The sequence below is a fragment of the Alloalcanivorax venustensis genome, from assembly GCF_047495515.1.
GTDB classification, from domain to species: Bacteria; Pseudomonadota; Gammaproteobacteria; order Pseudomonadales; family Alcanivoracaceae; genus Alloalcanivorax; species Alloalcanivorax venustensis.
The window spans coordinates 2,684,927-2,708,008 of record NZ_CP179934.1 but is presented as its reverse complement, the minus strand read 5'-3'; the positions used below and the strand labels follow the sequence as shown (position 1 = coordinate 2,708,008).

Annotated in this window: 20 protein-coding genes; 13 read left to right on the top strand and 7 right to left on the bottom strand. The window is 65.4% G+C overall.

The window, feature by feature from the left end; genetic code table 11:
- Positions 1–23 precede the first annotated feature (23 nt).
- Positions 24–1,046: a hypothetical protein gene (locus ACMG4O_RS12700; protein ID WP_414433885.1), complete on the bottom strand. Its 1,023-nt coding sequence runs from the start codon at positions 1,044–1,046 to the stop codon at positions 24–26.
- Between the two features lie 322 nt (positions 1,047–1,368).
- Here ACMG4O_RS12700 and ACMG4O_RS12695 point away from each other — a divergent pair, with 322 nt between their 5' ends.
- Positions 1,369–2,733, top strand: a complete 1,365-nt coding sequence (locus tag ACMG4O_RS12695) for an ABC1 kinase family protein (protein WP_194856673.1) — start codon at positions 1,369–1,371, stop codon at positions 2,731–2,733.
- A 13-nt stretch (positions 2,734–2,746) separates the two neighbouring features.
- On the opposite strand, the gene ACMG4O_RS12690 is transcribed toward ACMG4O_RS12695, so the two are convergent.
- The 6 genes from ACMG4O_RS12690 to ACMG4O_RS12665 form a co-directional block, all read right to left on the bottom strand.
- Positions 2,747–3,862 carry a putative solute-binding protein gene (locus tag ACMG4O_RS12690; RefSeq protein ID WP_414433884.1) on the bottom strand — a complete coding sequence of 372 codons (1,116 nt, stop codon included), beginning with the start codon at positions 3,860–3,862 and terminating at the stop codon, positions 2,747–2,749.
- An 18-nt stretch (positions 3,863–3,880) separates the two neighbouring features.
- Positions 3,881–5,056 (bottom strand): putative solute-binding protein, encoded by a 1,176-nt coding sequence (locus ACMG4O_RS12685; protein ID WP_414433883.1) that lies wholly within the window; start codon positions 5,054–5,056, stop codon positions 3,881–3,883.
- A gap of 142 nt (positions 5,057–5,198) precedes the next feature.
- Positions 5,199–5,972, bottom strand: a complete 774-nt coding sequence (locus tag ACMG4O_RS12680) for a YciK family oxidoreductase (protein ID WP_370210844.1) — start codon at positions 5,970–5,972, stop codon at positions 5,199–5,201.
- Positions 5,973–5,991: 19 nt separating this feature from the next.
- Entirely contained in the window at positions 5,992–6,648 is a 657-nt protein-coding gene (locus ACMG4O_RS12675; RefSeq protein WP_414433882.1) for an HAD-IA family hydrolase, read from the bottom strand.
- A complete protein-coding gene (ubiG, locus tag ACMG4O_RS12670; protein WP_142949128.1) occupies positions 6,641–7,345 on the bottom strand; it encodes a bifunctional 2-polyprenyl-6-hydroxyphenol methylase/3-demethylubiquinol 3-O-methyltransferase UbiG in 705 nt (234 codons plus the stop codon). Before ubiG ends, ACMG4O_RS12675 begins: the two co-directional genes overlap by 8 nt.
- 10 nt (positions 7,346–7,355) lie before the next feature.
- Positions 7,356–8,723 carry a TRZ/ATZ family hydrolase gene (locus ACMG4O_RS12665; RefSeq protein ID WP_414433881.1) on the bottom strand — a complete coding sequence of 456 codons (1,368 nt, stop codon included), beginning with the start codon at positions 8,721–8,723 and terminating at the stop codon, positions 7,356–7,358.
- Between the two features lie 267 nt (positions 8,724–8,990).
- On the opposite strand from ACMG4O_RS12665, the gene gyrA reads away from it, so the two are divergent.
- The 12 genes from gyrA to ACMG4O_RS12605 all read left to right on the top strand — a co-directional run bounded on the left by gyrA (position 8,991) and on the right by ACMG4O_RS12605 (position 22,910).
- On the top strand, positions 8,991–11,744 hold the full coding sequence (gene gyrA / locus ACMG4O_RS12660; protein ID WP_370203831.1) for a DNA gyrase subunit A: 2,754 nt from the start codon (positions 8,991–8,993) through the stop codon (positions 11,742–11,744).
- 43 nt (positions 11,745–11,787) lie between these two features.
- Positions 11,788–12,867 carry a 3-phosphoserine/phosphohydroxythreonine transaminase gene (serC, locus tag ACMG4O_RS12655; RefSeq protein WP_142949125.1) on the top strand — a complete coding sequence of 360 codons (1,080 nt, stop codon included), beginning with the start codon at positions 11,788–11,790 and terminating at the stop codon, positions 12,865–12,867.
- A 49-nt stretch (positions 12,868–12,916) separates the two neighbouring features.
- On the top strand, positions 12,917–13,999 hold the full coding sequence (gene pheA / locus ACMG4O_RS12650) for a prephenate dehydratase (RefSeq protein WP_142949124.1): 1,083 nt from the start codon (positions 12,917–12,919) through the stop codon (positions 13,997–13,999).
- Between the two features lie 9 nt (positions 14,000–14,008).
- Positions 14,009–15,112 carry a histidinol-phosphate transaminase gene (gene hisC, locus ACMG4O_RS12645; protein WP_335629805.1) on the top strand — a complete coding sequence of 368 codons (1,104 nt, stop codon included), beginning with the start codon at positions 14,009–14,011 and terminating at the stop codon, positions 15,110–15,112.
- Positions 15,112–17,376, top strand: a complete 2,265-nt coding sequence (locus tag ACMG4O_RS12640) for a bifunctional prephenate dehydrogenase/3-phosphoshikimate 1-carboxyvinyltransferase (protein ID WP_414433880.1) — start codon at positions 15,112–15,114, stop codon at positions 17,374–17,376. The genes hisC and ACMG4O_RS12640 overlap by 1 nt, the downstream gene beginning before the upstream one ends.
- Positions 17,373–18,044 (top strand): (d)CMP kinase, encoded by a 672-nt coding sequence (cmk, locus tag ACMG4O_RS12635; protein WP_142949121.1) that lies wholly within the window; start codon positions 17,373–17,375, stop codon positions 18,042–18,044. The genes ACMG4O_RS12640 and cmk overlap by 4 nt, the downstream gene beginning before the upstream one ends.
- Positions 18,045–18,246: 202 nt before the next feature.
- The gene (gene rpsA, locus ACMG4O_RS12630) at positions 18,247–19,923 is read left to right on the top strand and encodes a 30S ribosomal protein S1 (RefSeq protein WP_194856681.1); all 1,677 of its coding nucleotides are present in this window, start codon (positions 18,247–18,249) and stop codon (positions 19,921–19,923) included.
- A gap of 69 nt (positions 19,924–19,992) precedes the next feature.
- On the top strand, positions 19,993–20,364 hold the full coding sequence (gene ihfB, locus ACMG4O_RS12625) for an integration host factor subunit beta (protein WP_142949119.1): 372 nt from the start codon (positions 19,993–19,995) through the stop codon (positions 20,362–20,364).
- Positions 20,365–20,385: 21 nt separating this feature from the next.
- Positions 20,386–20,625 carry a DUF1049 domain-containing protein gene (locus ACMG4O_RS12620; protein WP_194856683.1) on the top strand — a complete coding sequence of 80 codons (240 nt, stop codon included), beginning with the start codon at positions 20,386–20,388 and terminating at the stop codon, positions 20,623–20,625.
- On the top strand, positions 20,622–21,800 hold the full coding sequence (lapB, locus tag ACMG4O_RS12615; protein WP_142949117.1) for a lipopolysaccharide assembly protein LapB: 1,179 nt from the start codon (positions 20,622–20,624) through the stop codon (positions 21,798–21,800). Before ACMG4O_RS12620 ends, lapB begins: the two co-directional genes overlap by 4 nt.
- Positions 21,797–22,492, top strand: a complete 696-nt coding sequence (gene pyrF / locus ACMG4O_RS12610; RefSeq protein WP_142949116.1) for an orotidine-5'-phosphate decarboxylase — start codon at positions 21,797–21,799, stop codon at positions 22,490–22,492. Before lapB ends, pyrF begins: the two co-directional genes overlap by 4 nt.
- A 97-nt stretch (positions 22,493–22,589) precedes the next feature.
- Positions 22,590–22,910, top strand: a complete 321-nt coding sequence (locus ACMG4O_RS12605; protein ID WP_067610733.1) for a ComEA family DNA-binding protein — start codon at positions 22,590–22,592, stop codon at positions 22,908–22,910.
- Positions 22,911–23,082 lie beyond the last annotated feature (172 nt).

Below are 23,082 nucleotides of genomic sequence, written 5' to 3'. Positions count from 1 at the left end.
TATAACCGCTTACCTGATAAGGACTACAGCAAATCGTCGATGTTCATCTTCGGTTCGCTGGAAGTGTCATCCCAGAAGGTGCCGAGGCCGTTGAGCGGGGTACGCTTGCCGGTGTTCTCGGTCCAGAGACGGTCGGAAAGGCCGGTTATCAGGATTTCCGCGATGGCGTCGATCATGGCGTAGTCTTCATTGATGTTTTCACCGTTGGCGGCGAAATCGCGGATCGCGGTGCGCAGGCGGTCATTGTCGCCTTTGCCGTAGGCGCTGATGGCGTAGAAGGCGCTGCCCAGACGGACGCCGCCTTCGAAGCCTTGTTCAGCGGACTGTTCGAGGGTTTGCCAGGGCTGGGCGCCTTCCGGTGCCAGCTGCGGCAGGATGGTCCAGACCGCGGCACGCAGACCCTGGGGCGCGCCCCACCAGTCGTCGCTGTCCAGGCACTTGGCGTTACGCTCGACCTTGGCCACGATGTTGCGCGGCACGCCCACGGAACCGTCGGCGGCGCCGTCGGCGACCAGAGCCTGAACGCCGGCGATGTTACCCACCAGCCAGACGATCTGATCGAACTCGTGGTTCAGTTTCGGGCACTCGCCTTCGTCCAGCGGACCATAGACTTCGTTCATCAACTGGTGGGACTTGAGCAGGCGCTTGGCGGCGATCTTGGACCAGCGCTTCTGCTGAATGCGCGCGTCCTGGGCTTCGCTCACCCGGCCGTCGTTGACCGCGCGCAGATAGCTGAGCTCGGATTCCAGCGCCATCTGCTCCGCGCACACCGCGGCGGTGGTGTAGGTCATCACGCCCAGTTTTTCCGGGTGGGAACCCACTTCGCTGAACGACATCAGCAGCGGTGTTTGGGCCTCGCCGGTGATGCAGCCCATGCGCACGTCGTCGTAGGCGAGCAGATGGGGGGCGAGTTCCGCCTGGCCGAAGCTGACCAGAACGTCACCCGTGGTTTTGTAGATGATGCCACAACCGGAAAGTGCAGTGATCACGCCACCGGCGATGAGGGCACGCGCGGGGCGCGCGATTTTACTGAGTAGAGAACGCATTCCTTGAGCTCCTTTTTATTGTTCTCACGGCGCCGATGACAGTACTCAACATTGCTGAGTTGGCACAAGCGCCGATTACAAAAAAGCACCTAAGCCATTACAAACCTAATGCTAGGTTTGCGATCATGGGTTCGCGGCACCTCGCTGATAATGACCCTGGGTCTCGGCTCTTATGTCGGAACAGCCAATGCCTTCAGGGAACTTCAGGAGCCTTCCTCTTTATGCTTTATTTTTCAATCTGTTAGCGTCACGATCCCGGCCCGCTCCCGGGTGGCCGGGCCGGGCGGTGTTGACTCTTTCAACGGAACTCTAGGTAGATGTGATGAGCAAAGACACCATCGTTAATGAAATGCGCGCAAACCTTGCCCGTGAGCGGGAGGGCCTGGCCCTGGTGCGCAACACCGCCCGCGGCGCTTTCCGTGTGTTCGAAACGGTGGGCGTGGTCGGCCGCCAGGGCCTGGGCTGGCTGCTGGGCGACCGCGAGGCCCTGCCCAGGCACCTGCGCCGCACCTTTGAGTCCCTGGGTGCCACCTACATCAAGCTGGGCCAGTTCATCGCCAGTTCGCCGTCGCTGTTCCCGGAGGAGTACGTCAGCGAATTCCAGAAGTGCCTGGACCGCACGCCGCCGCTGCCGTTCCATTATATCCGCGAGACCGTGGAAGCGGAGCTCGGCGCTCCCCTGGACACTCTGTACGAATGGGTCGATCCCAAACCGCTGGCCAGCGCCTCCATCGCCCAGGTGCACGCGGCCCGCCTGAAGAACGGCGCCGACGTGGTGATCAAGGTCCAGCGCCCCGGCGTGCGTCAGGTGCTGCTCACCGATTTCAACTTTCTCTACGCGTCGGCGCGCCTGGTCGAGTCGCTGGCGCCGGGGCTGTCCCGCTCGGCGCTCTCCGGCGTGATCGAGGAGCTGCAGGCGGGCATGCTCGAAGAGTGCGATTTCCTGCAGGAGGCCCGCAATCTGGACGCGTTCAACCGCTTCCTCGCCGAAACCGGCAATGTGGCCGCGGTGGCGCCGCGCCCGGTGGCCTCGCACACCACCAAGCGGGTGCTCACCATGGAGCGCTTCCACGGCGTACCGCTCACCGATCTGCAGGTGCTGCGGCGCTACACGGACGACCCGGCCGGCACCCTGATCACCGCGCTGAACACCTGGTTCTCCAGCCTTATGGTGTGCGACTTCTTCCACGCCGACGTGCATGCCGGCAATCTGATGCTGCTGGAAGACGGCCGGGTGGGGTTCATCGACTTCGGCATGGTGGGGCGTATCCGCCCGGAAGCCTGGCAGGGCATGATGGCGTTCTTCGAAGCGATCGGCAGCGGCGACGTGCCCGCCATGGCGCGCGCCATGGCGATGGTGGGCATGACCAGCGAAGAGGTGGACGTGGACGCCCTGGCGCGGGACATTTCCGCGCTGCAGGACCGGCTCACGGACGTGGACGCCAGCGCCCTGGTGCAGGCCGACCGCAACGACCGCGAGGTCAATCAGCTGCTCACCGATCTGGTGCGCATCGGCGAGGGGCACGGTATCCGCTTCCCCCGCGAGTTCGCGCTGCTGCTCAAACAGTTCCTCTATTTCGACCGCTACGTGCAGGCGCTGGCGCCGGAGCTGGACATGTTCAGCGACCAGCGCGTGGACCTGTTCGGCACCCTGGACCAGCTGCCCGGGGACGAGCCGCTCCACTGAGCGGCTCGGGCGCCTATTCCTGCGGGTCGGCGCACTCGGCCCGCGACGAATCCAGCTTGCAACGGATGCGGCGCTGCAGGGTCAGCATGTCGGCGCTGTAGTAGCCGCGCTCGCGCAGTTGCAGGCGCACGTCCCGCATCATCACCTCGTACTCGCGCTTGTCGTTATCCGGAATCTCGATCCACCAGCGGTCGGGGATGTTCTTGGTCTCTTCGTGCACCCGGTCAATAATCTGCTGATAGCTCTCGAAGAACACTTCGCGCACTAACTGGGCCGCTTCGTTGGGGATGCGGTCGCGGCGGGCCACCAGCTGCATGCTGATCTGCGCGATCGGGTAGTTGACGATGCCGCCGTCCGGGGTCATGCCCTTGTACAGCTCGACGATCTCATAGGCCGCCAGCGGCGCCGCGAGCACGTCCACCACGCCGTTGTTGAACATGTTGGGCGCGTTGACGATGTCCGTGGGCACCGGCGAGGCGCCCACCTGGCCGACCATCTCCGCCTGCACCGGGTCGTAGTCCAGCACCGCCACGTTTTTGCCCGCCGCCGCCGCCAGGCTGTTGATCTTCTTGTCGTTGACGAACAGGTAGGCGCCGCCGCCGGGGGCGATACCGGCCACCACGTAATCCCCCTGCACCATGTGCTCCGCCGAGGCGGGGTCGGCGAGCACCTGCAGCAGAATACGCATGTGCTGCTGGGTGGGCAGCCCGCCGATGGAGTCGATGGTGCCGGTGTAGGTGTTGAACAGCCTGGCGCGCAGGCCGCTCATCAGCGCCGCGTCACAGAGGCCGGCCTTGAATTCGTCCACCATCACCCGCTCGTCGGTATAGGGCACCAGGTCCAGCTGGATGCCGTACTCAAGCAGCTTGGCGCGCTGGTCCTGGGCCGCCGAGAAGATCGGCCCGTTGCGGCCGACAATGTCCCAGATGCAGATCTTGCGGGTGTCATTGCCGGCTTTGCCCAGGCCGGTCAGTTCGCGCATGGCGTCGACGCGCTCGGTCATGGGCAGCGCGTCGTTGTAGACGGTGTCCCGCAGGGCGTCGTCGGACGCGGACGCCGGCGCCACGGCGAAGGCCAGGGTGGCGCCCACGCCGAGCAGGGTGTTACGCAATAGACGGGTTATCTGCACACGACCTCCTGGTGCGGTTTACTTGTTATTCGAGCATTCGCCACGGGACGGATCGAACTTGCAGCGAATCCGGCTTTGCAGGTCCAACATGCGACCGTCGTAGTAATCCTGTTCGCGCAGGGTGTCGCGCGCTTCCTGCATCATCGCTTCGTATTCGCGCTTTTCGTCGGCGGGGATCTCGATCCACCAGCGGTCCGGCACCCGGTCTTCCTCGGTTTTTACCCGTGCCCGCACCTCGTCGTAGGCCTCGAAGGAGGCTTCACGGATCAGCTGCGCCACTTCATTCGGGAATTTGTCCAGCCGGCCCACCAGCTGCATGCTGATCTGGGCGATCGGATAGTTGACGATGCCGCCGTCGGGCTCCATGCCTTTATAGAGTTCCAGCAATTCATAGGCGATCAGCGGCGCGGCGAGGATGTCGACCACGCCGTTATTGAATTTATTGGGGGCGCTGACGATGTCCGAGGGCACCGGCGTGGCGCCGATGCCGGCCACCATTTCCGACTGGGTCTTGTCGTAATCCAGCACCGCCACTTTTTTACCGGCCGCGTTGGCCAGCGAACTGATGCGCTTGTCATTGACGAACACATGGGCGGCGCCGCCGGAGAAGATGCCCATGATCACGTACTCACCCTGGACCATGCGCCCGGCCTGGCTGGGGTGCGCCAGCACCTGCAGCAGGGTGCGCATGTGCTGGTTGTCCGGGATCGCACCGATGGCGTCGATGGTGCCGGTATAGCTGTTGAACAGGCGCGCGCGCATGCCGCTCATCAGGCCGGCGTCACAGCGCCCGGCCTTGAGCTCCTCGACCAGAATGGTTTCGTTGGTGAACGGGATCATTTCCAGGTCGATGCCGTATTCCAGCGCCATGGCGCGCTGCTCCATGGCCGCCTGGAACACCGGCCCGTTGCGTCCGGCGATATCCCAGATGCATATCTTGCGGTTCAGGGCGGTGCCCGGCGGCATCTGGTCGATGCCGACCAGCTTGGCGATGGCGCCCAGCCGCACCCGCACCGGCATGTCACGGGAGTAAAAAATATCCGCCAGGGCGCGAACCAGCTCCTGGTCAACGTCCACCCCGGGGAGCAGTTGTTCCATTTTTTGCTGCTGCTCCTGCGACAGGCGCAGCTCTTCCGCGCCGATACACAGCGATGACAGCGTCAGGATCAATGAAGCGAGGACGAAACGAAACATGGCAATCCCTGATTATTATTCGAGAGGGTCGCCGGCAGTAATAGCATGGAGATGACCACGACCGGATGCTCGTCAGACATACCGGAATGTCGCTGAGGTCAAGATCGAGTGAAACGGAGAGCGGCCTCGGCCGCTCCCGGTATCAGCGGGGCTGGGCGTCCAGGGACTGCCCGTTGATCGCGGCCCCTTCAGGGCCCAGCAGATACAAATAACTGGCCACAATCTGTTCCGGGCTTTTCAATTTTTCCGCGTCTTCGCCGGGATACGCAAGGGCGCGCATATCCGTGCGGGTGGCGCCCGGGTTGATGGTGTTCACGCGAATTTTGGAGGTGTTCTCCAATTCTTCCGCCAGCGTCTGCGACAGATTTTCGGTAGCCGCCTTGGACGCCGCGTAGGCGCCCCAGAATGCCCGGCCTTTACGGCCCACGCTGGAGGAGGTGAACAGGATGCGGCCGTCGTCGCTGTCGCGCAGCAGCGGCAGCAGCGCCTGGGTCAGATAGAAGGCGCTGTTGACGTTGACGCGCATCACCGAATCCCAGGTGTCCGCGCCGTAACGCTCCAGCGGCGTGATGTCCCCCAGCACCGAGGCGTTGTGCAGCACCCCGTCCAGGCGCCCGAATTCGCGGCCGAACAGGGTCGCCAGCTCCTGGTAGTCCTCGGGCCGCGCCACCTCCATGTTGACCGGTGCCAGCGCCGGCTCCGGCCCGCCGGCGGCCTTGATCTTGTCGTACACCGCTTCCAGCTTGCTCTGGGTGCGGCCCAGCAGAATCACGGTGGCGCCGTGGGCGGCCAGGGCCAGGGCCACCGCCCGGCCGATACCGGCGCCGGCGCCGGTAACCAGAATAATACGATCCTTAAAGGCGTCCGGCGGGCACTGGTAATTGGCCGCCAGGCCGTTGAGTTCCTTGATGTCCATTTCGACTGTACCTACTTCTTCACAGTGTTTTCAGCAGCGGCAGCAGTTGCTCGCCGCGTTCCACAAAATAGTCGGCCGGCCAGGCGCGCGGGTTGTCGTCCGCGTCGATGTAGCCGAATCCGGCGGTGACGGTGATCATTTTCGCATTGAGTCCGGCCTGGATGTCACGCAAATGATCGCCCACATAGACGCAGTGGGTGGGGTTGGCCCCCACGGCGCCGGCCGCCATCAGCAGGCCTTCCGGGTCCGGTTTGCGCTCGCGCACCTGGTCCGGGCAGATCACTGAGGCGCAGCGGTCGAGCAGGCCCAGGCCGGCGAGCACCGGGCGGGTGAAGCGCTCCGGCTTGTTGGTGATCACCCCCCAGGGCAGGCCCTGGTCTTCCAGCCAGCTCAGGGTCTCGGCCATGCCGTCGAACAGGCAGGTGTCCACCGCCAGGCGGCCGCCGTAGGCGTTGAGCAGCTCATTGAGCCGATCATCGAAGCCGGCGTCCCCGGGCGCCAGGCCGAAGCCCAGCTCGGTGAGCGCCCGGCCGCCGTTGGAGACTGTGGCGCGCACCGCCTGGTAGCTGACCTCCGGCCGGCCGTGTTCGCGCAGCAGCTGATTGAGCACCACGTAAAAATCCGGCGCCGTGTCCACCAGGGTGCCGTCCAGATCAAAGAAGACCGCCTCAAGCATGGCGCACCGCGTGCATCAGATAGTTCACCGACACATCGCGGTTGAGCTTGTACACCTGGGTCACCGGGTTGTAGGTCATGCCGGTGGTGTCGCGCACATCGAGCCCGGCGTCGCGGCTCCAGCCGGCCAGCTCCGAGGGGCGGATCAGCTTGGCGTACTCGTGGGTGCCGCGCGGCAGCAGCCTCAGCACGTATTCGGCGCCGACAATGGCGAACAGAAACGCCTTGGGGTTGCGGTTGATGGTGCTGAAGAACACCTGGCCGCCGGGCTTCACCAGTTTGGCGCAGGCGCGGATCACCGACGCCGGGTCGGGCACGTGCTCGAGCATTTCCAGGCAGGTCACAGCGTCGTACTCGCCGGCGCGCTGCTCGGCGATCTCTTCGGCCAGCACCTGCAGGTATTCCACCTCCACGCCGCTCTTCTCGGCGTGCAGGCGCGCCACCGCCAGGGGCGCCTCGCCCAGGTCGATGCCGGTGACCGTGGCGCCGCGCCGGGCCATGCCCTCGGAGAGCAGGCCGCCGCCGCAGCCGATGTCGATCACTTTCTTGCCGGGCAGGCCGAGGCGCTCGTCGATGTAATTGAGCCGCAGCGGGTTGATGTCATGCAGCGGGCGGAATTCCGAGTTCGGGTCCCACCAGCGTTCCGCCAGGGCGTTGAATTTGGCGATTTCGCCGCTGTCCACGTTGGGTTGGTTCATCGGGTGTCCCTCATCGACTCTCGTTGTTGGCGCGGTCATTGTTGGGCGCGATGTTGCGCTGCCACTCGGCCGCGTTCTTGGCGATCAGCGCCGCGTTCAGCGTGGTCAGCCGGCGGTCCGCCATCAAGCAGCGCCCGGCGACCCAGCTGTGGGTGACCTGGTCCCGGGTGGCCGCGTACACCAGTTGCGCCACCGGGTCATAGACCGGTTGGGTCTCCAGGGCACCCAGGTCGACGGCGATCATATCCGCCTGCTTGCCGATTTCCAGTGAACCCGTGCGGCTTTCCAGGCCCAGCGCCCGGGCGCCGTTGAGGGTCGCCATGCGCAGGGCGGTGGCCGCCGGCACCGCGTCGGCGCGCAGGCTCACGCCCTTGGCGAGCAGGGCGGCGGTGCGGGTCTCGCCGATCATGTCCAGATCGTTGTTGCTGGCCGAGCCGTCGGTGCCCAGCGCCACGTTGATGCCGGCGTCGAGCAGTTTCTGCACCGGGCAGAAGCCGCTCGCCAGCTTGAGGTTGGACTCGGGGCAGTGCACTACCTGGCTGCCGGTCTCCGCCAGCCACTGGATTTCCTCGTCGAGCAGCTGGGTCATGTGCACCGCCAGCAGGCGCGGGTTGAGCAGGCCCAGTTGCTTGAGCCGGGTCAGCGGTCGCTCGCCGCTGGTCTCCACCGCCTGGTGGATCTCGCCGGCGGTTTCATGCACGTGCATCATCACCGGCGCGTCCAGTTCCTCGGCCAGGGTGAGCACCTTCTCCAGGGGGCCGTCGGAGACGGTATAAGGCGCGTGCGGACCGAAGCCGATGGTCACCCGGGGTTCATGGCGCCAGTTATCGGCGGCCTCCGTGGCCAGGCGAAGATAGTCGTCCGGGCCGGCGCCCATGGGGGTGGGGAAGTCCAGGATCGGCGAGAACAGCACCGCCCGCAGGCCCGCCTCCATGGCCACCCGGGCGGTGGTCTCCGGGAAGAAGTACATGTCGGCGAAGCAGGTGGTGCCGGAGCGGATCATCTCGGTGGCGGCCAGACGGGTGCCGTCGCGCACGAAGGCTTCGCTCATCCACTGCCCCTCGGCCGGCCAGATGTGCTGCTCCAGCCAGGTCATCAGCGGCAGGTCGTCGGCCAGGCCGCGGAACAGGTTCATGGCGGCGTGGGTGTGGGCGTTCACCAGGCCGGGGATCAGCAGGTGGTTGCCCAGCTCCACCACCTCGTCGGCGCGCCATTTCTGGTCCGCCAGGGGCGTCGGCAGCAGGTCGACGATGGTGTCGCCGCGGACCACCAGGGCGTGATCGGCGAGGGCGCCGGTTTCCGGGGCCACCGGCGCGATCCAGCCGGCTTTGATGATGAGGTCGGCGTGTTGGTGATCCGGGGACGGCTGATTCTGCATCGCTGACGGCTCCTTATTAGCTCCCGCTGACGGCGCCTTCTCCGCGCGGAAGTGGGCATGAGACCGGGCCCGGCCCGGTCGGTCCGGCGGCGAGTATAACCTGTCTGGCCAGCCTCGTCCGATGTCGGCGCCGGGCTTGTGGTGACGGGGTTGATGGGAATTATTTAGAGGCGGCAAAGCTGTGCTATCATCGGTGGCTTTTAGGAGCTCCGCGACCGGGGCTTCCGCGGGTCGCTATCCACGCCACCGAGGGATATAAGGAACGCCATGACGGACCTCGCCAAAGAAGTTACTCCCGTCAACATCGAGGACGAACTCAGACAGTCGTACCTGGATTACGCCATGAGCGTGATCGTGGGCCGGGCTCTGCCGGATGTGCGCGACGGCCTCAAGCCGGTGCACCGCCGCGTGCTGTTCGCCATGCACGAGCTCAGCAACGACTGGAATAAACCCTATAAAAAGTCCGCCCGTGTGGTGGGTGATGTAATTGGTAAATATCACCCCCACGGCGATTCCGCTGTGTACGACACCATTGTCCGCATGGCCCAGCCGTTCTCCCTGCGCTACATGCTGGTGGACGGGCAGGGCAACTTCGGTTCCATCGACGGCGACTCCGCCGCCGCCATGCGTTACACCGAAGTGCGCATGGCCAAGATCGCCCACGAGCTGCTGGCCGATCTGGACAAGGAAACCGTCGACTATGTGGACAACTACGACGGCACCGAGCGCATTCCCGACGTCATGCCGACGCGGGTGCCCAACCTGCTGGTCAACGGCTCCTCCGGCATCGCCGTGGGCATGGCCACCAATATCCCGCCCCACAACATGGGCGAGGTGATCGACGGCTGCCTGGCGCTGATCGACGACGACAGCCTGACGCCGGACGACCTGATGGAATACATCAAGGGTCCGGATTTCCCCACCGCCGGCATCATCAACGGCCGTGCCGGGATCGTGCAGGCCTACCGCACCGGCCGGGGCCGTATTTATGTCCGTGCCCGCGCCGAGATCGAGCAGACCGACAAGAGTGGCAAGGAAGCCATCATCATTCACGAGCTGCCCTATCAGGTGAACAAGGCCCGGCTGATCGAGAAAATCGCCGAGCTGGTCAAGGAAAAGAAGATCGAGGGCATCACCGAGCTGCGCGACGAATCCGACAAGCAGGGCATGCGGGTCTATATCGAGCTGCGCCGGGGCGAGAACGCGGAAGTGGTGCTCAACAACCTCTATCAGCAGACGCAGATGGAGACCGTGTTCGGCATCAACACCGTGGCGCTGGTGGACGGCCAGCCGCGCACCCTGAACCTGCGCGAGCTGCTGGACGCCTTCCTGCGTCACCGCCGCGAGGTGGTGACCCGCCGCACCGTGTACGAACTGCGCAAGGCCCGCGAAAAGGCCCACCTGCTGGAAGGTCTGGCGGTGGCGCTGGCCAACATCGACCCGGTGATCGAATTGATCAAGGGCTCGCCGAGCGCCGCCGAGGCGAAGGAAAAACTGCTTGCCAAGGGCTGGGCGCCGGGCGACGTACTGGCCATGCTGGAGCGCGCCGGCGGCGAAGACGCCGCCCGCCCGGACGGTCTCGATGAGCACTACGGGCTGCGCGACAACTTCTACCACCTGAGCCCGGAGCAGGCCCAGGCGATTCTCGATCTGCGCCTGCAGAAACTGACCGGCCTGGAACGGGAAAAACTGATCACCGATTACCAGGTGCTGCTGGACCAGATCCGCGAAATGATGCTGATCCTGGCCGACCCGGACCGCCTGATGCAGGTGATCCGCGACGAGCTGCACGCGATCCGTTCGGAGTACAGCGACGAGCGCCGCACGGAAATCCAGACCTCGCGGCTGGATCTGAGCATGGAAGACCTGATCGCCGAGGAAACCGTGGTGGTCACGCTCAGCCATTCCGGCTACGCCAAGACCCAGCCGATCGACACCTACCGCGCGCAGAAGCGCGGCGGGCGCGGCAAGTCCGCCGGCCAGCTGAAGGACGAGGATTACGTCGAGCAGCTGCTGGTGGCCGGCACCCACGACACCCTTCTGTGCTTCACCAATGAAGGCAAGGTCTACTGGCTGCGCGTGTTCGAGCTGCCCCAGGGCGGCCGCGCCTCCCGTGGCAAGCCGATCGTCAACCTGATTCCGGCGCTCAAGCCCGAGGAGCGCATCACCGCCATTCTGCGTCTGGACGCCGAAATGGTCCGCCAGCGCGCCGGCGGCGATGATGAGGACGAGACCGACGCCGACGCGACGGCCATCGACGGCGAAGCCGCCGAGGTGGTGGAAGACATGGAAGCCGATGGCGCCGACAGCGAGCCGCAGGCCGCCGAAGGGCCGTTCATCTTCATGGCGATCTCCAACGGCGTGGTCAAACGCACCGAGCTGGCCAAGTTCGCCAAGCCGCGCAGCAACGGCCTGATCGCCGTGCGTCTGCAGGAGGGCGAGCACCTGGTCAACGTGGCCATTACCCAGGGCGACGAAGACGTGGTGCTGGTGGCCGGCAACGGCAAAGTGGTCCGCTTCCAGGAATCCAAGGTCCGGGTGATGGGCCGCACCGCCCGCGGCGTGCGTGGCATGAAAGTGGCCGAGGGCGAGGAAGTGATCGCGCTGATGGTGCCGCAGGAAGGCGGGCAGATGCTGGCCGCGTCCGAGAACGGCTACGGCAAGCGTACCGACCTGAGCGAGTTCCCCACCAAGGGCCGGGGCACCCAGGGTGTGATCGGCATGGTGGTCAACGAGCGTAACGGCCCGCTGGTGGGCGCCGCCCAGGTGTTCGGCAATGAGGACATCATGCTGATCTCCAACCAGGGCACCCTGGTGCGCACCCGCGTGGACGAAGTCAGCCATCTGGGCCGCAACACCCAGGGTGTTCGCCTGATCCGCCTCGGCAACGGTGAAGCCTTGTCCGGTCTGGCGCCGATTCCGGAGCTGGACGTGGACGACGAAGAGCTGGAAGAGGGCACCGGCGAAGAAAACGGCGCTGACGGAGCCGACAACGCGCCGGCGGACGGCGACCAAGAGTAACGACAAGGGCGGCGCCAGCCGCCTGTAACCCGGAGATCAACCAATGTCCCGCGCTTATAACTTTTGCGCCGGCCCGGCGGCCTTGCCGGAAGCGGTCCTTCAGCGGGCCCGCGAGGAAATGCTGGATTACCGTGGCACCGGCATGTCGGTGATGGAAATGAGCCACCGCGATGACGTGATCGTGGCCATGGCGGAGCAGGCCGAAAAGGACCTGCGCGATCTGATGGGGATTTCCGACGACTACGCGGTGCTGTTCCTGCAGGGCGGCGCCAGTGCCCAGTTCGCCATGGTGCCCATGAACCTGCTCGGCGACGCGGGCCGCGCCGATTACATCAACACCGGCCAGTGGTCCAGCAAGGCGATCAAGGAAGCGCGCCGCTTCGGCGAGATCAATGTGGCGGCCTCCAGCGAGGACCGCAACTTCACCTATGCGCCGGCGCAGAGCGACTGGCGGCTCTCCGACGACGCCGCCTACGTGCATTACTGCCCCAACGAAACCATCGGCGGGTTGGAGTTCGATTTCGTGCCCGAGGTGGACAAGCCACTGGTGGCGGATATGAGCTCCACCATCCTGTCGCGTCCGCTGGATGTCAGCCGCTTCGGCCTGATCTACGCCGGCGCGCAGAAGAACATCGGCCCGGCCGGGATCACCGTGGTGATCGTGCGCAAGGACCTGCTCGGCCGGGCCGGCGCCTCGGTGCCGGCGATGATGAACTACCAGACCCACGCCGAGAACGGCTCCATGTACAACACGCCCCCCACCTTCGCCTGGTATCTGGCCGGCCTGGTGTTCCAGTGGCTCAAGGAGCAGGGCGGAGTGGACGCCATGGGCGAGATCAACCGGCGCAAGGCGGACAAGCTGTACGGTTTCATCGACGCCAGCGGCTTCTACAGCAACCCGGTGGCGCCCACCCAGCGCAGCTGGATGAACGTGCCTTTCATTCTCTCCGACAGCGCTCTGGACAAGGCGTTTCTGGCCGAGGCGGACGCCGCCGGGCTGCGCAACCTCAAGGGCCACCGCAGTGTCGGCGGCATGCGCGCCAGCATTTATAATGCGGTACCGGAAACGGCCGTGGATGCCCTGATAGATTTCATGGCGGACTTCGAAAAACGCAACGGATAAGGCGGGTGCGCGCACTCGCCAGCCGTGGCGCGCCCAGGCGGAACCTGACATGACCGAATCATTGGACAAGCTGAGAGATCAGATCGACGCCCTGGACCAGCAGCTCCAGGATCTGCTCAATCACCGCGCCGAGCTCGCCCACCAGGTGGCCGAAGTGAAGCGCCGCGAGGATGCCGAGCCGGTGTTTTACCGCCCGGAGCGGGAGGCCCAGGTACTGAGCCGCATTAAGGAACGCAATAAGGGCCCGATCGACGCGGAATCCATGGCGCGCCTGTTCCGCGAGGTGATGAGCGTGTGCCTGGCGCTGGAACAGCCCATGCGCGTGGCGTTTCTGGGCCCGGAGGGCACCTTCACCCAGCAGGCGGCGATCAAGCATTTCGGCCACGCGGTGGAAAGCGTGCCGCTGGGCGCCATCGACGAGGTGTTCCGCGAGGTGGAGGCGGGCGCCGTGCACTTCGGCGTGGTGCCGGTGGAAAACTCCACCGAGGGCATGGTGAACCACACCCTGGATTCGTTCATGAACTCCGACCTCAAGATCTGCGGTGAGGTGGAACTGCGTATCCACCACCACCTGCTGGCCGGCCCGCACACCCGCCGCGACAAGGTGACGCGCATCTACTCGCACCAACAGACCCTGGCCCAGTGCCGCCAGTGGCTGGACGCGCACATGCCGGCCGTGGAGCGGGTGGCGGTGAGTTCCAACGCGGAGGCCGCGCGGCGGCTCAAGGACGAATGGAACGCCATGGCCATCGCCGGCGACATGGCCCGCGAGCTCTATAATCTGGAGCCGGTGCAGCGCAACATCGAGGACCGCCCGGACAACACCACCCGCTTCCTGATCATCGGCCGCCAGGACACGCCGCCCTCCGGCCGCGACAAGACCAGCCTGCTGATCTCCGGCAAGAACCGTCCGGGGCTGCTGTCCGATCTGCTACGGCCGTTCCGGGACAAGGGCATCAACCTGACCCGTCTGGAAAGCCGGCCCTCGCGCATCGCCAACTGGAGCTATGTGTTCTTCGTCGACTGCGAGGGCCACAAAGCCGACGCCACGCTCACCGAGGTGCTGGAGACTCTGGAAGCCGACGGCAATACCATCAAGGTGCTGGGCTCCTATCCGAAGGCGGTTCTGTAGGAAAGCGCTATGACTTGCGATTACACCCAACTGGCCAACAACGGCGTGCAGCAACTGCGCCCCTATCAGCCGGGCAAACCCGTCGAGGAGCTGCAGCGTGAGCTGGGCCTGCGCGACGTGGTCAAGCTGGCCAGCAACGAAAACCCGCTGGGCCCCAGCCACCGGGCGCTGGAAGCGGCGCGCCGGTCGCTGGATCAGATCCACCTCTACCCGGACGGCGCCGGTTTCGAGCTGAAACACGCCCTGGCGGACAACCTGGGCGTGAGCAGCGACCGCATCACCCTGGGCAACGGCTCCAACGACGTGCTCGAGCTGGTGGCGCGCGCCTATCTGCAGCCCGGCGACGAGGCGGTGTTCTCGGAGTACGCCTTCGCCATCTACCCGCTGGTGACCCTGGGCTGCTCCGCCAAGCCGGTGTCGGTGGATTCGCACCTCTACGGCCACGACCTGGCCGCCATGGCGGACGCCATCACCGAACGCACCCGGGTGGTGTTCCTGGCCAACCCCAACAACCCCACCGGCACCTGGTTCAATGACCAGGCGCTGGACAACTTCCTGGCCCGGGTGCCGGAGCGGGTGATCGTGGTGCTGGACGAGGCGTACTTTGAGTACGTGGAGGAAAGCCACTACCCGGACGGCCTGAAGCGGCTCGACCGCTACCCGAACCTGGTGGTCACCCGCACCTTTTCCAAGATCCACGGCCTGGCCGGCCTGCGCGTGGGCTACGCCGTATCGCACCCGCAGATCGCCGATGTGCTCAACCGGGTGCGCCAGCCCTTCAACGTCAATATTCCGGCGCTGGCGGCGGCCCAGGCGGCCCTGGGCGACCTTGACCATATCGAGAACTCCAAGGGCGAGAACACCGCCGGCCTGGTGCAGCTGGCGGAAGGGCTCGACGCCCTCGGCTTCACGCAGATTCCTTCGGTGGCCAATTTTATCGCCTTCGACTGCGGCGGCGACGCCGAGACGGTCTACCAGGGGCTGCTGCGCGAAGGGGTGATCGTGCGCCCGCTGGGCGGCTACGGCCTGCCCAACCACCTGCGGGTCACCGCCGGCACCGCCCGCGACAACGAACGTTTCCTGCAGGCCCTGAAACAAGTGACGCGCCGCTGATGAGCGCGCACCGGCCCCCTCTGTTTCAACGTGTCGCCATCATCGGGCTGGGTCTGATCGGCGGCTCGCTGGCCGCCGCCATCCGCGAGCAGGGGCTGGCGCGCACCGTGGTGGCCGGCTCCCGCTCCACGCGCACCCTGGAGCAGGGCCTGGCCCTGGGGCTGATCGACGAGGGCAGCCAGGACCTGGCGGTGGCGGTGCGCGGCGCCGATCTGGTGTTCGTGGCGACGCCGGTGTCGTCCATGGGGGCGGTGCTGAAAGCGCTGCGCCCGGGGCTCGCCGAGCGCGCCATCGTCACCGACGGCGGCAGCGTCAAAGGCGCGGTGATCGCCGAAGCCCGCCGGGCCCTGGGCGATCATTTCCCGCGCTTCGTGCCGGGCCACCCGATCGCCGGCAAGGAAAAAAGCGGCGTGGAAGCCGCCGATGCGGGGCTGTATCGCCAGCACCGGGTGATTCTGACGCCCACCCCGGACACCGACCCCGGCGCCACCGCGCGGGTGAACGCGCTGTGGGCGGCGGTGGGCGCGGAGGTGCTGGAGATGGCGCCGGACCACCACGACCGGGTGCTGGCGGAAACCAGCCATCTGCCGCATTTGCTGGCGTTTTCGCTGGTCGATACCCTGGCCCGGCAGGGCGATTCCACCGAGATTTTCCGCTACGCCGCCGGCGGCTTCCGTGATTTTACCCGCATCGCCAGTTCCGACCCGGTGATGTGGCACGACATCTTCCGCGAGAACCGGGACGCGGTACTGGAAGCGCTGGCCCTGTTCCGGGATGGTATCGACCGTTTCCAGAACGCCATCGAGCATAACGACGACGAGGCCCTGATGGGCGTCATGACCCGGGCCAACGCCGCCCGGGCCCACTTTCTGGCCATGAACGAGCGCACCTCCTACACCCGCGCCCGGCATTCCGACGACGAGACAGGCATGACACAGCAATCCAACCCCACCTTCCTGGCGCGCCCCGGCGGCCGGCTCAACGGCCGGCTGCGGGTGCCGGGTGATAAATCCATGTCCCACCGGGCCATCATGCTGGCGTCCCTGGCCGAGGGCACCACCACCGTGGAGGGGTTTCTGGAAGGGGAGGACGCCCTGGCCACGCTGCAGGCGTTCCGCGACATGGGCGTGCTGATCGAAGGCCCCCACCACGGTCAGGTGATCGTGCACGGGGTCGGCCTGCACGGCCTCAAGGCGCCGGGCAAACCGCTCTACATGGGCAATTCCGGCACTTCCATGCGGCTGCTCACCGGCCTGCTCGCCGGCCAGGCGTTCGACACCGAACTGACCGGCGATGAATCGCTCTCCAAGCGGCCCATGGAGCGGGTCGCCGGCCCGCTGCGGGAAATGGGCGCGCGCATCGACACCGGCGAGGGCGGCCGCCCGCCGGTGCGTATCCACGGCGGCCAGACGCTGAAGGGCATCCACTATCCGCTGCCGATGGCGTCCGCCCAGGTGAAGTCGGCGGTGCTGCTGGCGGGCCTGTACGCCGAGGGCGACACCTCGGTGACCGAGCCGGCCCCCACCCGCGACCACACCGAGCGGATGCTGGGCGGGTTCGGCGTGCCGGTGCGGCGCGACGGCGCCACCAGCACGGTGACCGGCGGCACGCCGCTGGCGGCGGGCCCCCTGGACGTGCCGGCGGACATCTCCTCGGCGGCGTTCTTCCTGGTCGGCGCCTCCATCGCCGAAGGCAGCGAGCTGACCCTGCCCCATGTGGGGGTGAACCCGACGCGCACCGGCGTGATCGACATTCTCAAGCTGATGGGCGCGGACATCCGCCTGGAGAACCCGCGCGATTCCGGCGGTGAGCCGGTGGCCGACCTGGTGGTCAGGAGCGCGCCGCTCAAGGGCATCGAGATCCCCCGGGAGCTGGTGCCGCTGGCCATCGACGAGTTTCCGGCGATCTTCATCGCCGCCGCCTGCGCCCAGGGCGAAACCGTGCTGCGCGGCGCCGAGGAGCTGCGCGTCAAGGAGTCCGACCGCATTCAGGTGATGGCGGACGGCCTGGCGGCGCTGGGCGTGGAGCATGAAGTCTATGAGGACGGCATCCGCATCGTCGGCGGCCCGTTCGGCGGCGGCGAGGTGGATTCCCACGGCGATCACCGTATCGCCATGAGTTTCGCCATGGCGGCGCTGCGCGCCTCGGCGCCCATCACTATCCGCCGCTGTGCCAACGTGGCCACCAGCTTCCCGGGCTTCGCGGATCTTGCCCGCGGCGCCGGTCTCGACCTGGAGGTGCACGCATCCAAGGAGAACGCATGATCCCGATCATCACCATCGACGGCCCGGTGTCCTCCGGCAAGGGCACCGTGGCGCGCCTGGTGGCCGCCCGCCTGGCCTGGCACCTGCTCGACTCCGGCGCTCTCTACCGGGTGCTGGGCCTGTACGCCACCCGCCAGGGCGTGGCCCTGGATGACCAGCCGGCGCTGATCCGGCTCGCCGAGAACCTGCCGGTGGTGTTCCGCGAGCAGAACGGCGACACCGCCGTGGTGCTCGACGGCGAGGACGTGAGCGCCGACATCCGTCGCGAGGAAGTCGGCGAGATGGCCAGCCAGGTGGCCGTGCTGCAGCCGGTGCGCGACGCGCTGTTCGCCCGCCAGCGGGCCTTCGCCCTGAGCCCGGGCCTGGTGGCCGACGGCCGTGATATGGGCACGGTGGTATTCCAGGACGCGCCGCTCAAGATCTACCTCAACGCCAGCGCCGAGGAGCGCGCCCGCCGGCGCTACGCCCAGTTGAAGGAAAAGGGCTTTGATGCTACCCTCGCGACCCTTATCGAGGACATCCAGACCCGGGACGACCGGGACATGAACCGCGATGTGGCACCGCTGAAGCCCGCTGATGACGCGGTGGAGATCGATTCCACCTCGCTCTCCGTGGAACAGGTGGTGGACGCGATTCTCGATGAGGCCGCCCGCCGATCTCTGGTCTGAAGGCGGTAAAACCGTATTCATCCGTAGGAGCGGCCCTGGCCGCGGCAACCCCGATTACGCGGGGTCCGCGGGCAGGGCCGCTCCCGCAATGAGTGTTAAGTGACAGGTCGCCCGGCCCCTGACAGTAAACCAGCTTGGGGCGGTGGCCTTTTAGTAATAACCCATGCCTGCTGGTTGGTATGTGTATCCGTGAGACTTCTCCATGACTGAATCTTTTGCCGAACTTTTTGAAGAAAGCCTTAAGGACCTCGACGTTGCCCGTGGTTCCATCATCAAAGGCACCGTGGTCGCCATCGACAGCGACTGGGTGACCGTTAACGCCGGCCTCAAGTCCGAGGGCATCATCGCCCGCGGCGAGTTCATCAGCGAAACCGGTGAACTGGAAATCGCCGAAGGCGATGAAGTGGAAGTGGCGGTTGACGCTATCGATGACGGCATGGGCTTCACCCGTCTGTCCCGCGAAAAGGCCAAGCGCGCCGAAGTGTGGGGCGAACTGGAAGTGGCTTTCGACAAAGACGAGATCGTCAAAGGTCAGATTTCCGGCAAGGTGAAGGGTGGCTTCACCGTCGATATCGGCCCGATCCGCGCGTTCCTGCCCGGCTCCCTGGTGGACATCCGTCCGGTACGCGACGTGACCCACCTGGAAGGCAAGGACCTGGATTTCAAGGTCATCAAGCTCGATCCCAAGCGTAACAACGTGGTGGTGTCCCGCCGCGCGGTCATGGAAGCCGAGCACTCCGCCGAGCGCGAAGCGCTGCTCGAGTCTCTGCAGGAAGGCATGGTCGTCAAGGGTATCGTCAAGAACCTGACCGACTACGGCGCGTTCGTCGACCTGGGCGGCATCGACGGCCTGCTGCACATCACCGACATGGCCTGGAAGCGCATCAAGCATCCCAGCGAAATCGTCGAAGTGGGCCAGGAAATCGAGATCAAGGTCCTCAAGTTCGACCGCGAGAAGATGCGTGTGTCCCTGGGTCTCAAGCAGCTGGGCGAAGATCCCTGGCACGATATCGTGCAGAAGTACCCGGAAGGTGCCCGCGTCAAGGCCCGGGTCACCAACCTCACCGACTACGGCTGCTTCGCGGAAATCGAAGAAGGCGTGGAAGGTCTGGTGCACGTGTCCGAGATGGACTGGACCAACAAGAACATCCACCCGTCCAAGGTTGTCGAGATCGGCGACGAAGTGGAAGTGATGATCCTGGACATCGACGAAGACCGTCGTCGTATCTCCCTGGGTATCAAGCAGTGCCAGTCCAACCCGTGGGAATCCTTCTCCGAGAACTACCAGAAAGGCGACCGCATCAGCGGCAAGATCAAGTCGATCACCGATTTTGGTATCTTCATCGGCCTGGAAGGCGGCATCGACGGCCTGGTGCACCTGTCCGACATCTCCTGGGAAGAGCAGGGCGAAGAGGCGGTGCGCAACTTCAACAAGGGCGACGAGCTGGAAACCGTGGTACTGTCCATTGATGCCGAGCGGGAAAGAATTTCCCTTGGAATCAAGCAGTTGACAGATGATCCGTTTGCTCAGTATGTTGCTGCAAACGAGAAGGGCACCATCGTTAAAGGCAAGGTAACGGAAGTGGACGCCAAGGGCGCCACCGTGGAGTTGGCTGAAAACGTGGAAGCATCCCTGCGTGCCAGCGAACTCAGCCGCGACAAGGTCAACGATGCGACCGAAGTGCTCAGCGTCGGTGACGAGGTGGAAGCCCGCATCACCAACGTGGATCGCAAGAACCGTGTGATCACCCTGTCCGTACGCGCCAAAGATCAGGTGCAGGACAAGGAAGCACTGGATACCCAGGGTCCGGACGCCAACGCGCCCAAGACCATTGGTGATCTGATCAAGAAGCAGATGGAAAACAGCAACGAGTCATAACGGCTCCTCCCGGGGGCCGGCCATCAGGCCGGCCCCGCTTGGGCAGGGAGCCCAGGGGAGTAGGTTGCAATGGCGTCAGCGTTAACCAAATCGAAACTGATTGCCCGTATTTCCAAGGAAAACCAGCAATTGTCTCCCAGGGATGTGGAGCTCGCCGTAAAAACCCTGATTGACTACATGGCCGACACCCTCGCTGAAGGGGGCCGCATCGAAATACGCGGTTTCGGCAGTTTTTCCCTTCATTTCCGTGCACCTCGCGTGGGCCGTAATCCCAAGACCGGCGCCAGCGTCAAGCTGCATGGCAAGTACGTTCCCCATTTCAAATCCGGTAAAGAGCTGCGCGAACGGGTCAATGACTCCATGTTCGACGCGTCGTCCGGAACCCATGGCGACGACAAACGCAACGCCGATGACGCCCCCGGCGAAGCCGTCAACGGCTGATCGCCCCAGCAGGACGATGTGATGCGAAATCTTTACCGTATTTTTCTGATTCTGGTTTTGCTGCTGATCTTCATGGCGGCTTTCCTGTTCGTCACCGCCAACACCCAGCCGGTGACCCTGGCGGTGCCCGTCGCCGACTGGCAATACCAGGTGACGCTGGGCGCACTGGTGGTGGTGCTGCTGGCCCTCGGCCTGCTGGCGGGGCTGGTCACCGGCCTGGGCCTGAAAGGGTTGCGCGGCCTGTTCGGACCCCGTTCATGAGCGAACCGCTTTGGCTTATTCCGCTGTTCTTTTTCGCCATCGCCACGGGCTTTTTCCTCGGCCGGCGTGAAGGTAAACGCCGCCAGCGCCGGCGCATGGATTCGCTGTCCCAGGAGTACGTGGCCGGTCTGAATTTTCTGCTCAACGAAGAGCCGGACAAGGCGGTGCAGGCCCTGCTCAACAGCCTGGAGGTCAACGACCAGACCCTGGAAACGCACCTCAGCATGGCGCGCCTGTTCCGCAAGCGCGGCGAATTCGACCGCGCCACCCTGATTCACTCCCACCTTCTCGAGCAGGGCGAGCTGCCCCGCGCCACCCAGGAGCAGATTCAGCTGGAGCTGGCCGAGGACTACCTGGCCGGCGGCCTGTTCGACCGGGCCGAGGAAGTGCTGCTGGAAATGCTCGACCAGGAGTGCGAAAAGCGCGAGCAGGTGATTCGCCAGCTCACCTACCTGTACGAGCAGGAGCGTGACTGGACCAACGCCATCTCCATGGGCGAGCACCTGGTTAAATCGCAGCCCAAGATCGCCCCGGTGCTGGCCCACTACTGCTGCGAGGAAGCGGAAGCGCAGATCGCCCGCAGCGAGCTCAACCCGGCACGCCGCATGCTGCGCCGCGCCCTCGGCTTCGACAAGAACTGCGTTCGCGCCAGCGTCCTGCAGGGGCGCCTGGAAATGCGCGAGGAAGACTGGAATGCGGCCATCGACGCGTTCCGCCGCATCTGGAAACAGGATCCGGACTTCTTTGACGAGGTGCTCAGCGAGTTGCGCCAGTGCTATCAGGCACTGGAGAAAGAAGAGGACTTTATCCGCATGCTCGCCGATTACAGCGCCGAGACACCCAGCACCGCCCGGGTGCTGCTGCTGTCCGAGCAGCTGCGCGAGCGCTACGGTGACCGCGAGGCCGGGCAGTTCATCGCCGACTACATGCAGGCCAACCCCACGGTGCTCGGCCTGCACCGCCTGATCGACATGAACCTGCAAGGGTCGGCGGAAGGCGAGGCCCGCGAGCACCTGGGTCTGCTCAAAGCCCTCACCGAGCGGCTGACCAGCGGTAAAACCATCTATCAGTGCCGCCGCTGCGGGTTCCAGACCCCGTTGCTGCAGTGGCGCTGTCCCAGCTGCCGCCGCTGGGGCACCATCAAACCCCGCTCCGAAGGAGAGATTAAGCCGTGACCGTCGCCAGCCCCATTATCGTCGCCCTGGATTACTCGCAACCGGACCAGGCGCTGGCGATGGCGGACCGGCTCGACCCGGCCAAGGTGCGGGTCAAGGTGGGCAAGGAGCTGTTCACCCGCGGCGGACCGGACGTGGTGCGCGCCCTCCACGACAAAGGCTTCCAGGTGTTCCTGGACCTCAAATTCCACGACATTCCCAACACCGTGGCCGGCGCCGTCAAGGCCGCCGCCGACCTGGGCGTATGGATGGTCAACGTCCATGCCAGCGGCGGCAGCCGCATGATGCTCGCCGCCCGTGAGGCGCTGGTCGGCCATGAGCGTCCGCCGCTGTTGATCGCGGTCACCGTGCTCACCAGCCAGGAACGGGCCGACCTTCAGGAAATCGGCATCGACCACGAACCCGAGGACCAGGTCCGCCGCCTGGCGGCCCTGACCCGCGACAGCGGTCTCGACGGCGTGGTTTGCTCGGCCCGCGAGGCCGCCATGCTGCGCGCCGCCTGCGGCGACGATTTCGCCCTGGTAACCCCCGGCATTCGTCCGGCCGGCAGCGCCGGCGACGACCAGCGCCGGGTGGTGACGCCGCCCCAGGCCCGCGAATGGGGCGTGGACTTCATGGTGATCGGACGCCCGATTACCCGTGCGGAAAATCCCACGGCCGCAGTCGACGATATCCTACAAAGTCTTTCCTGATCAGAGCGCGAAAAGTCACCGCGCAGGCTTACAGCCCCGCCGCTTCGTCCCGCCTAGAGTAGAACGTCCTAACCCAAACCGATAAGGAGGAAGGACGATGAAGCTCCATGGACGAAAACTGTATCAAACCCTGCTACTCAGCCTGATGCTGCTTGCCGGCGGCCTGCCCGCCGCCCAGGCCGCCCCCGAAGCGGAGGGCGCCGGCGACGGTGCCGCCGCCGTGGACACCACGGTGAGCCTGAACAACGCCGGAGTGGAAGAGCTGCAGACCCTGAAAGGCATCGGCCCCAAGACCGCCGCCTCGATCGTGGCCTGGCGGGACCGGGAAGGGCCGTTCGAATCCGTCGATCAGCTTATGGCGGTGAAGGGCATCGGCGAGATGACGTTGTCGCGGATCCGTGACCGGCTGAGTCTCTGAGTGCTGTAGACCGTTGACGCGGAATGCCGCCCGCTCTTCCGTCATTCCGCTTTCACCGGCCGTCCTTTCCCCGGGACGGCCGGCTTTTTATATTCATCTCCGTCAGCGACGGAGAATGACCGATACCTTGCGGGAGCGCGCTTGTGGGAGCGGGCCCCGCCCGCGAAAGGGA

Excerpts from the sequence above, each read along its gene's own strand:
- ACMG4O_RS12700 (WP_414433885.1), bottom strand. The coding sequence starts at position 1,046 with ATGCGTTCTCTACTCAGTAAAATCGCGCGCCCCGCGCGTGCCCTCATC.
- ACMG4O_RS12695 (WP_194856673.1), top strand. The coding sequence starts at position 1,369 with ATGAGCAAAGACACCATCGTTAATGAAATGCGCGCAAACCTTGCCCGT.
- ACMG4O_RS12685 (WP_414433883.1), bottom strand. The coding sequence starts at position 5,056 with ATGTTTCGTTTCGTCCTCGCTTCATTGATCCTGACGCTGTCATCGCTG.
- ACMG4O_RS12680 (WP_370210844.1), bottom strand. The coding sequence starts at position 5,972 with ATGGACATCAAGGAACTCAACGGCCTGGCGGCCAATTACCAGTGCCCG.
- ACMG4O_RS12675 (WP_414433882.1), bottom strand. The coding sequence starts at position 6,648 with ATGCTTGAGGCGGTCTTCTTTGATCTGGACGGCACCCTGGTGGACACG.
- ubiG (WP_142949128.1), bottom strand. The coding sequence starts at position 7,345 with ATGAACCAACCCAACGTGGACAGCGGCGAAATCGCCAAATTCAACGCC.
- ACMG4O_RS12665 (WP_414433881.1), bottom strand. The coding sequence starts at position 8,723 with ATGCAGAATCAGCCGTCCCCGGATCACCAACACGCCGACCTCATCATC.
- gyrA (WP_370203831.1), top strand. The coding sequence starts at position 8,991 with ATGACGGACCTCGCCAAAGAAGTTACTCCCGTCAACATCGAGGACGAA.
- serC (WP_142949125.1), top strand. The coding sequence starts at position 11,788 with ATGTCCCGCGCTTATAACTTTTGCGCCGGCCCGGCGGCCTTGCCGGAA.
- pheA (WP_142949124.1), top strand. The coding sequence starts at position 12,917 with ATGACCGAATCATTGGACAAGCTGAGAGATCAGATCGACGCCCTGGAC.
- hisC (WP_335629805.1), top strand. The coding sequence starts at position 14,009 with ATGACTTGCGATTACACCCAACTGGCCAACAACGGCGTGCAGCAACTG.
- ACMG4O_RS12640 (WP_414433880.1), top strand. The coding sequence starts at position 15,112 with ATGAGCGCGCACCGGCCCCCTCTGTTTCAACGTGTCGCCATCATCGGG.
- cmk (WP_142949121.1), top strand. The coding sequence starts at position 17,373 with ATGATCCCGATCATCACCATCGACGGCCCGGTGTCCTCCGGCAAGGGC.
- rpsA (WP_194856681.1), top strand. The coding sequence starts at position 18,247 with ATGACTGAATCTTTTGCCGAACTTTTTGAAGAAAGCCTTAAGGACCTC.
- ihfB (WP_142949119.1), top strand. The coding sequence starts at position 19,993 with ATGGCGTCAGCGTTAACCAAATCGAAACTGATTGCCCGTATTTCCAAG.
- ACMG4O_RS12620 (WP_194856683.1), top strand. The coding sequence starts at position 20,386 with ATGCGAAATCTTTACCGTATTTTTCTGATTCTGGTTTTGCTGCTGATC.
- lapB (WP_142949117.1), top strand. The coding sequence starts at position 20,622 with ATGAGCGAACCGCTTTGGCTTATTCCGCTGTTCTTTTTCGCCATCGCC.
- ACMG4O_RS12605 (WP_067610733.1), top strand. The coding sequence starts at position 22,590 with ATGAAGCTCCATGGACGAAAACTGTATCAAACCCTGCTACTCAGCCTG.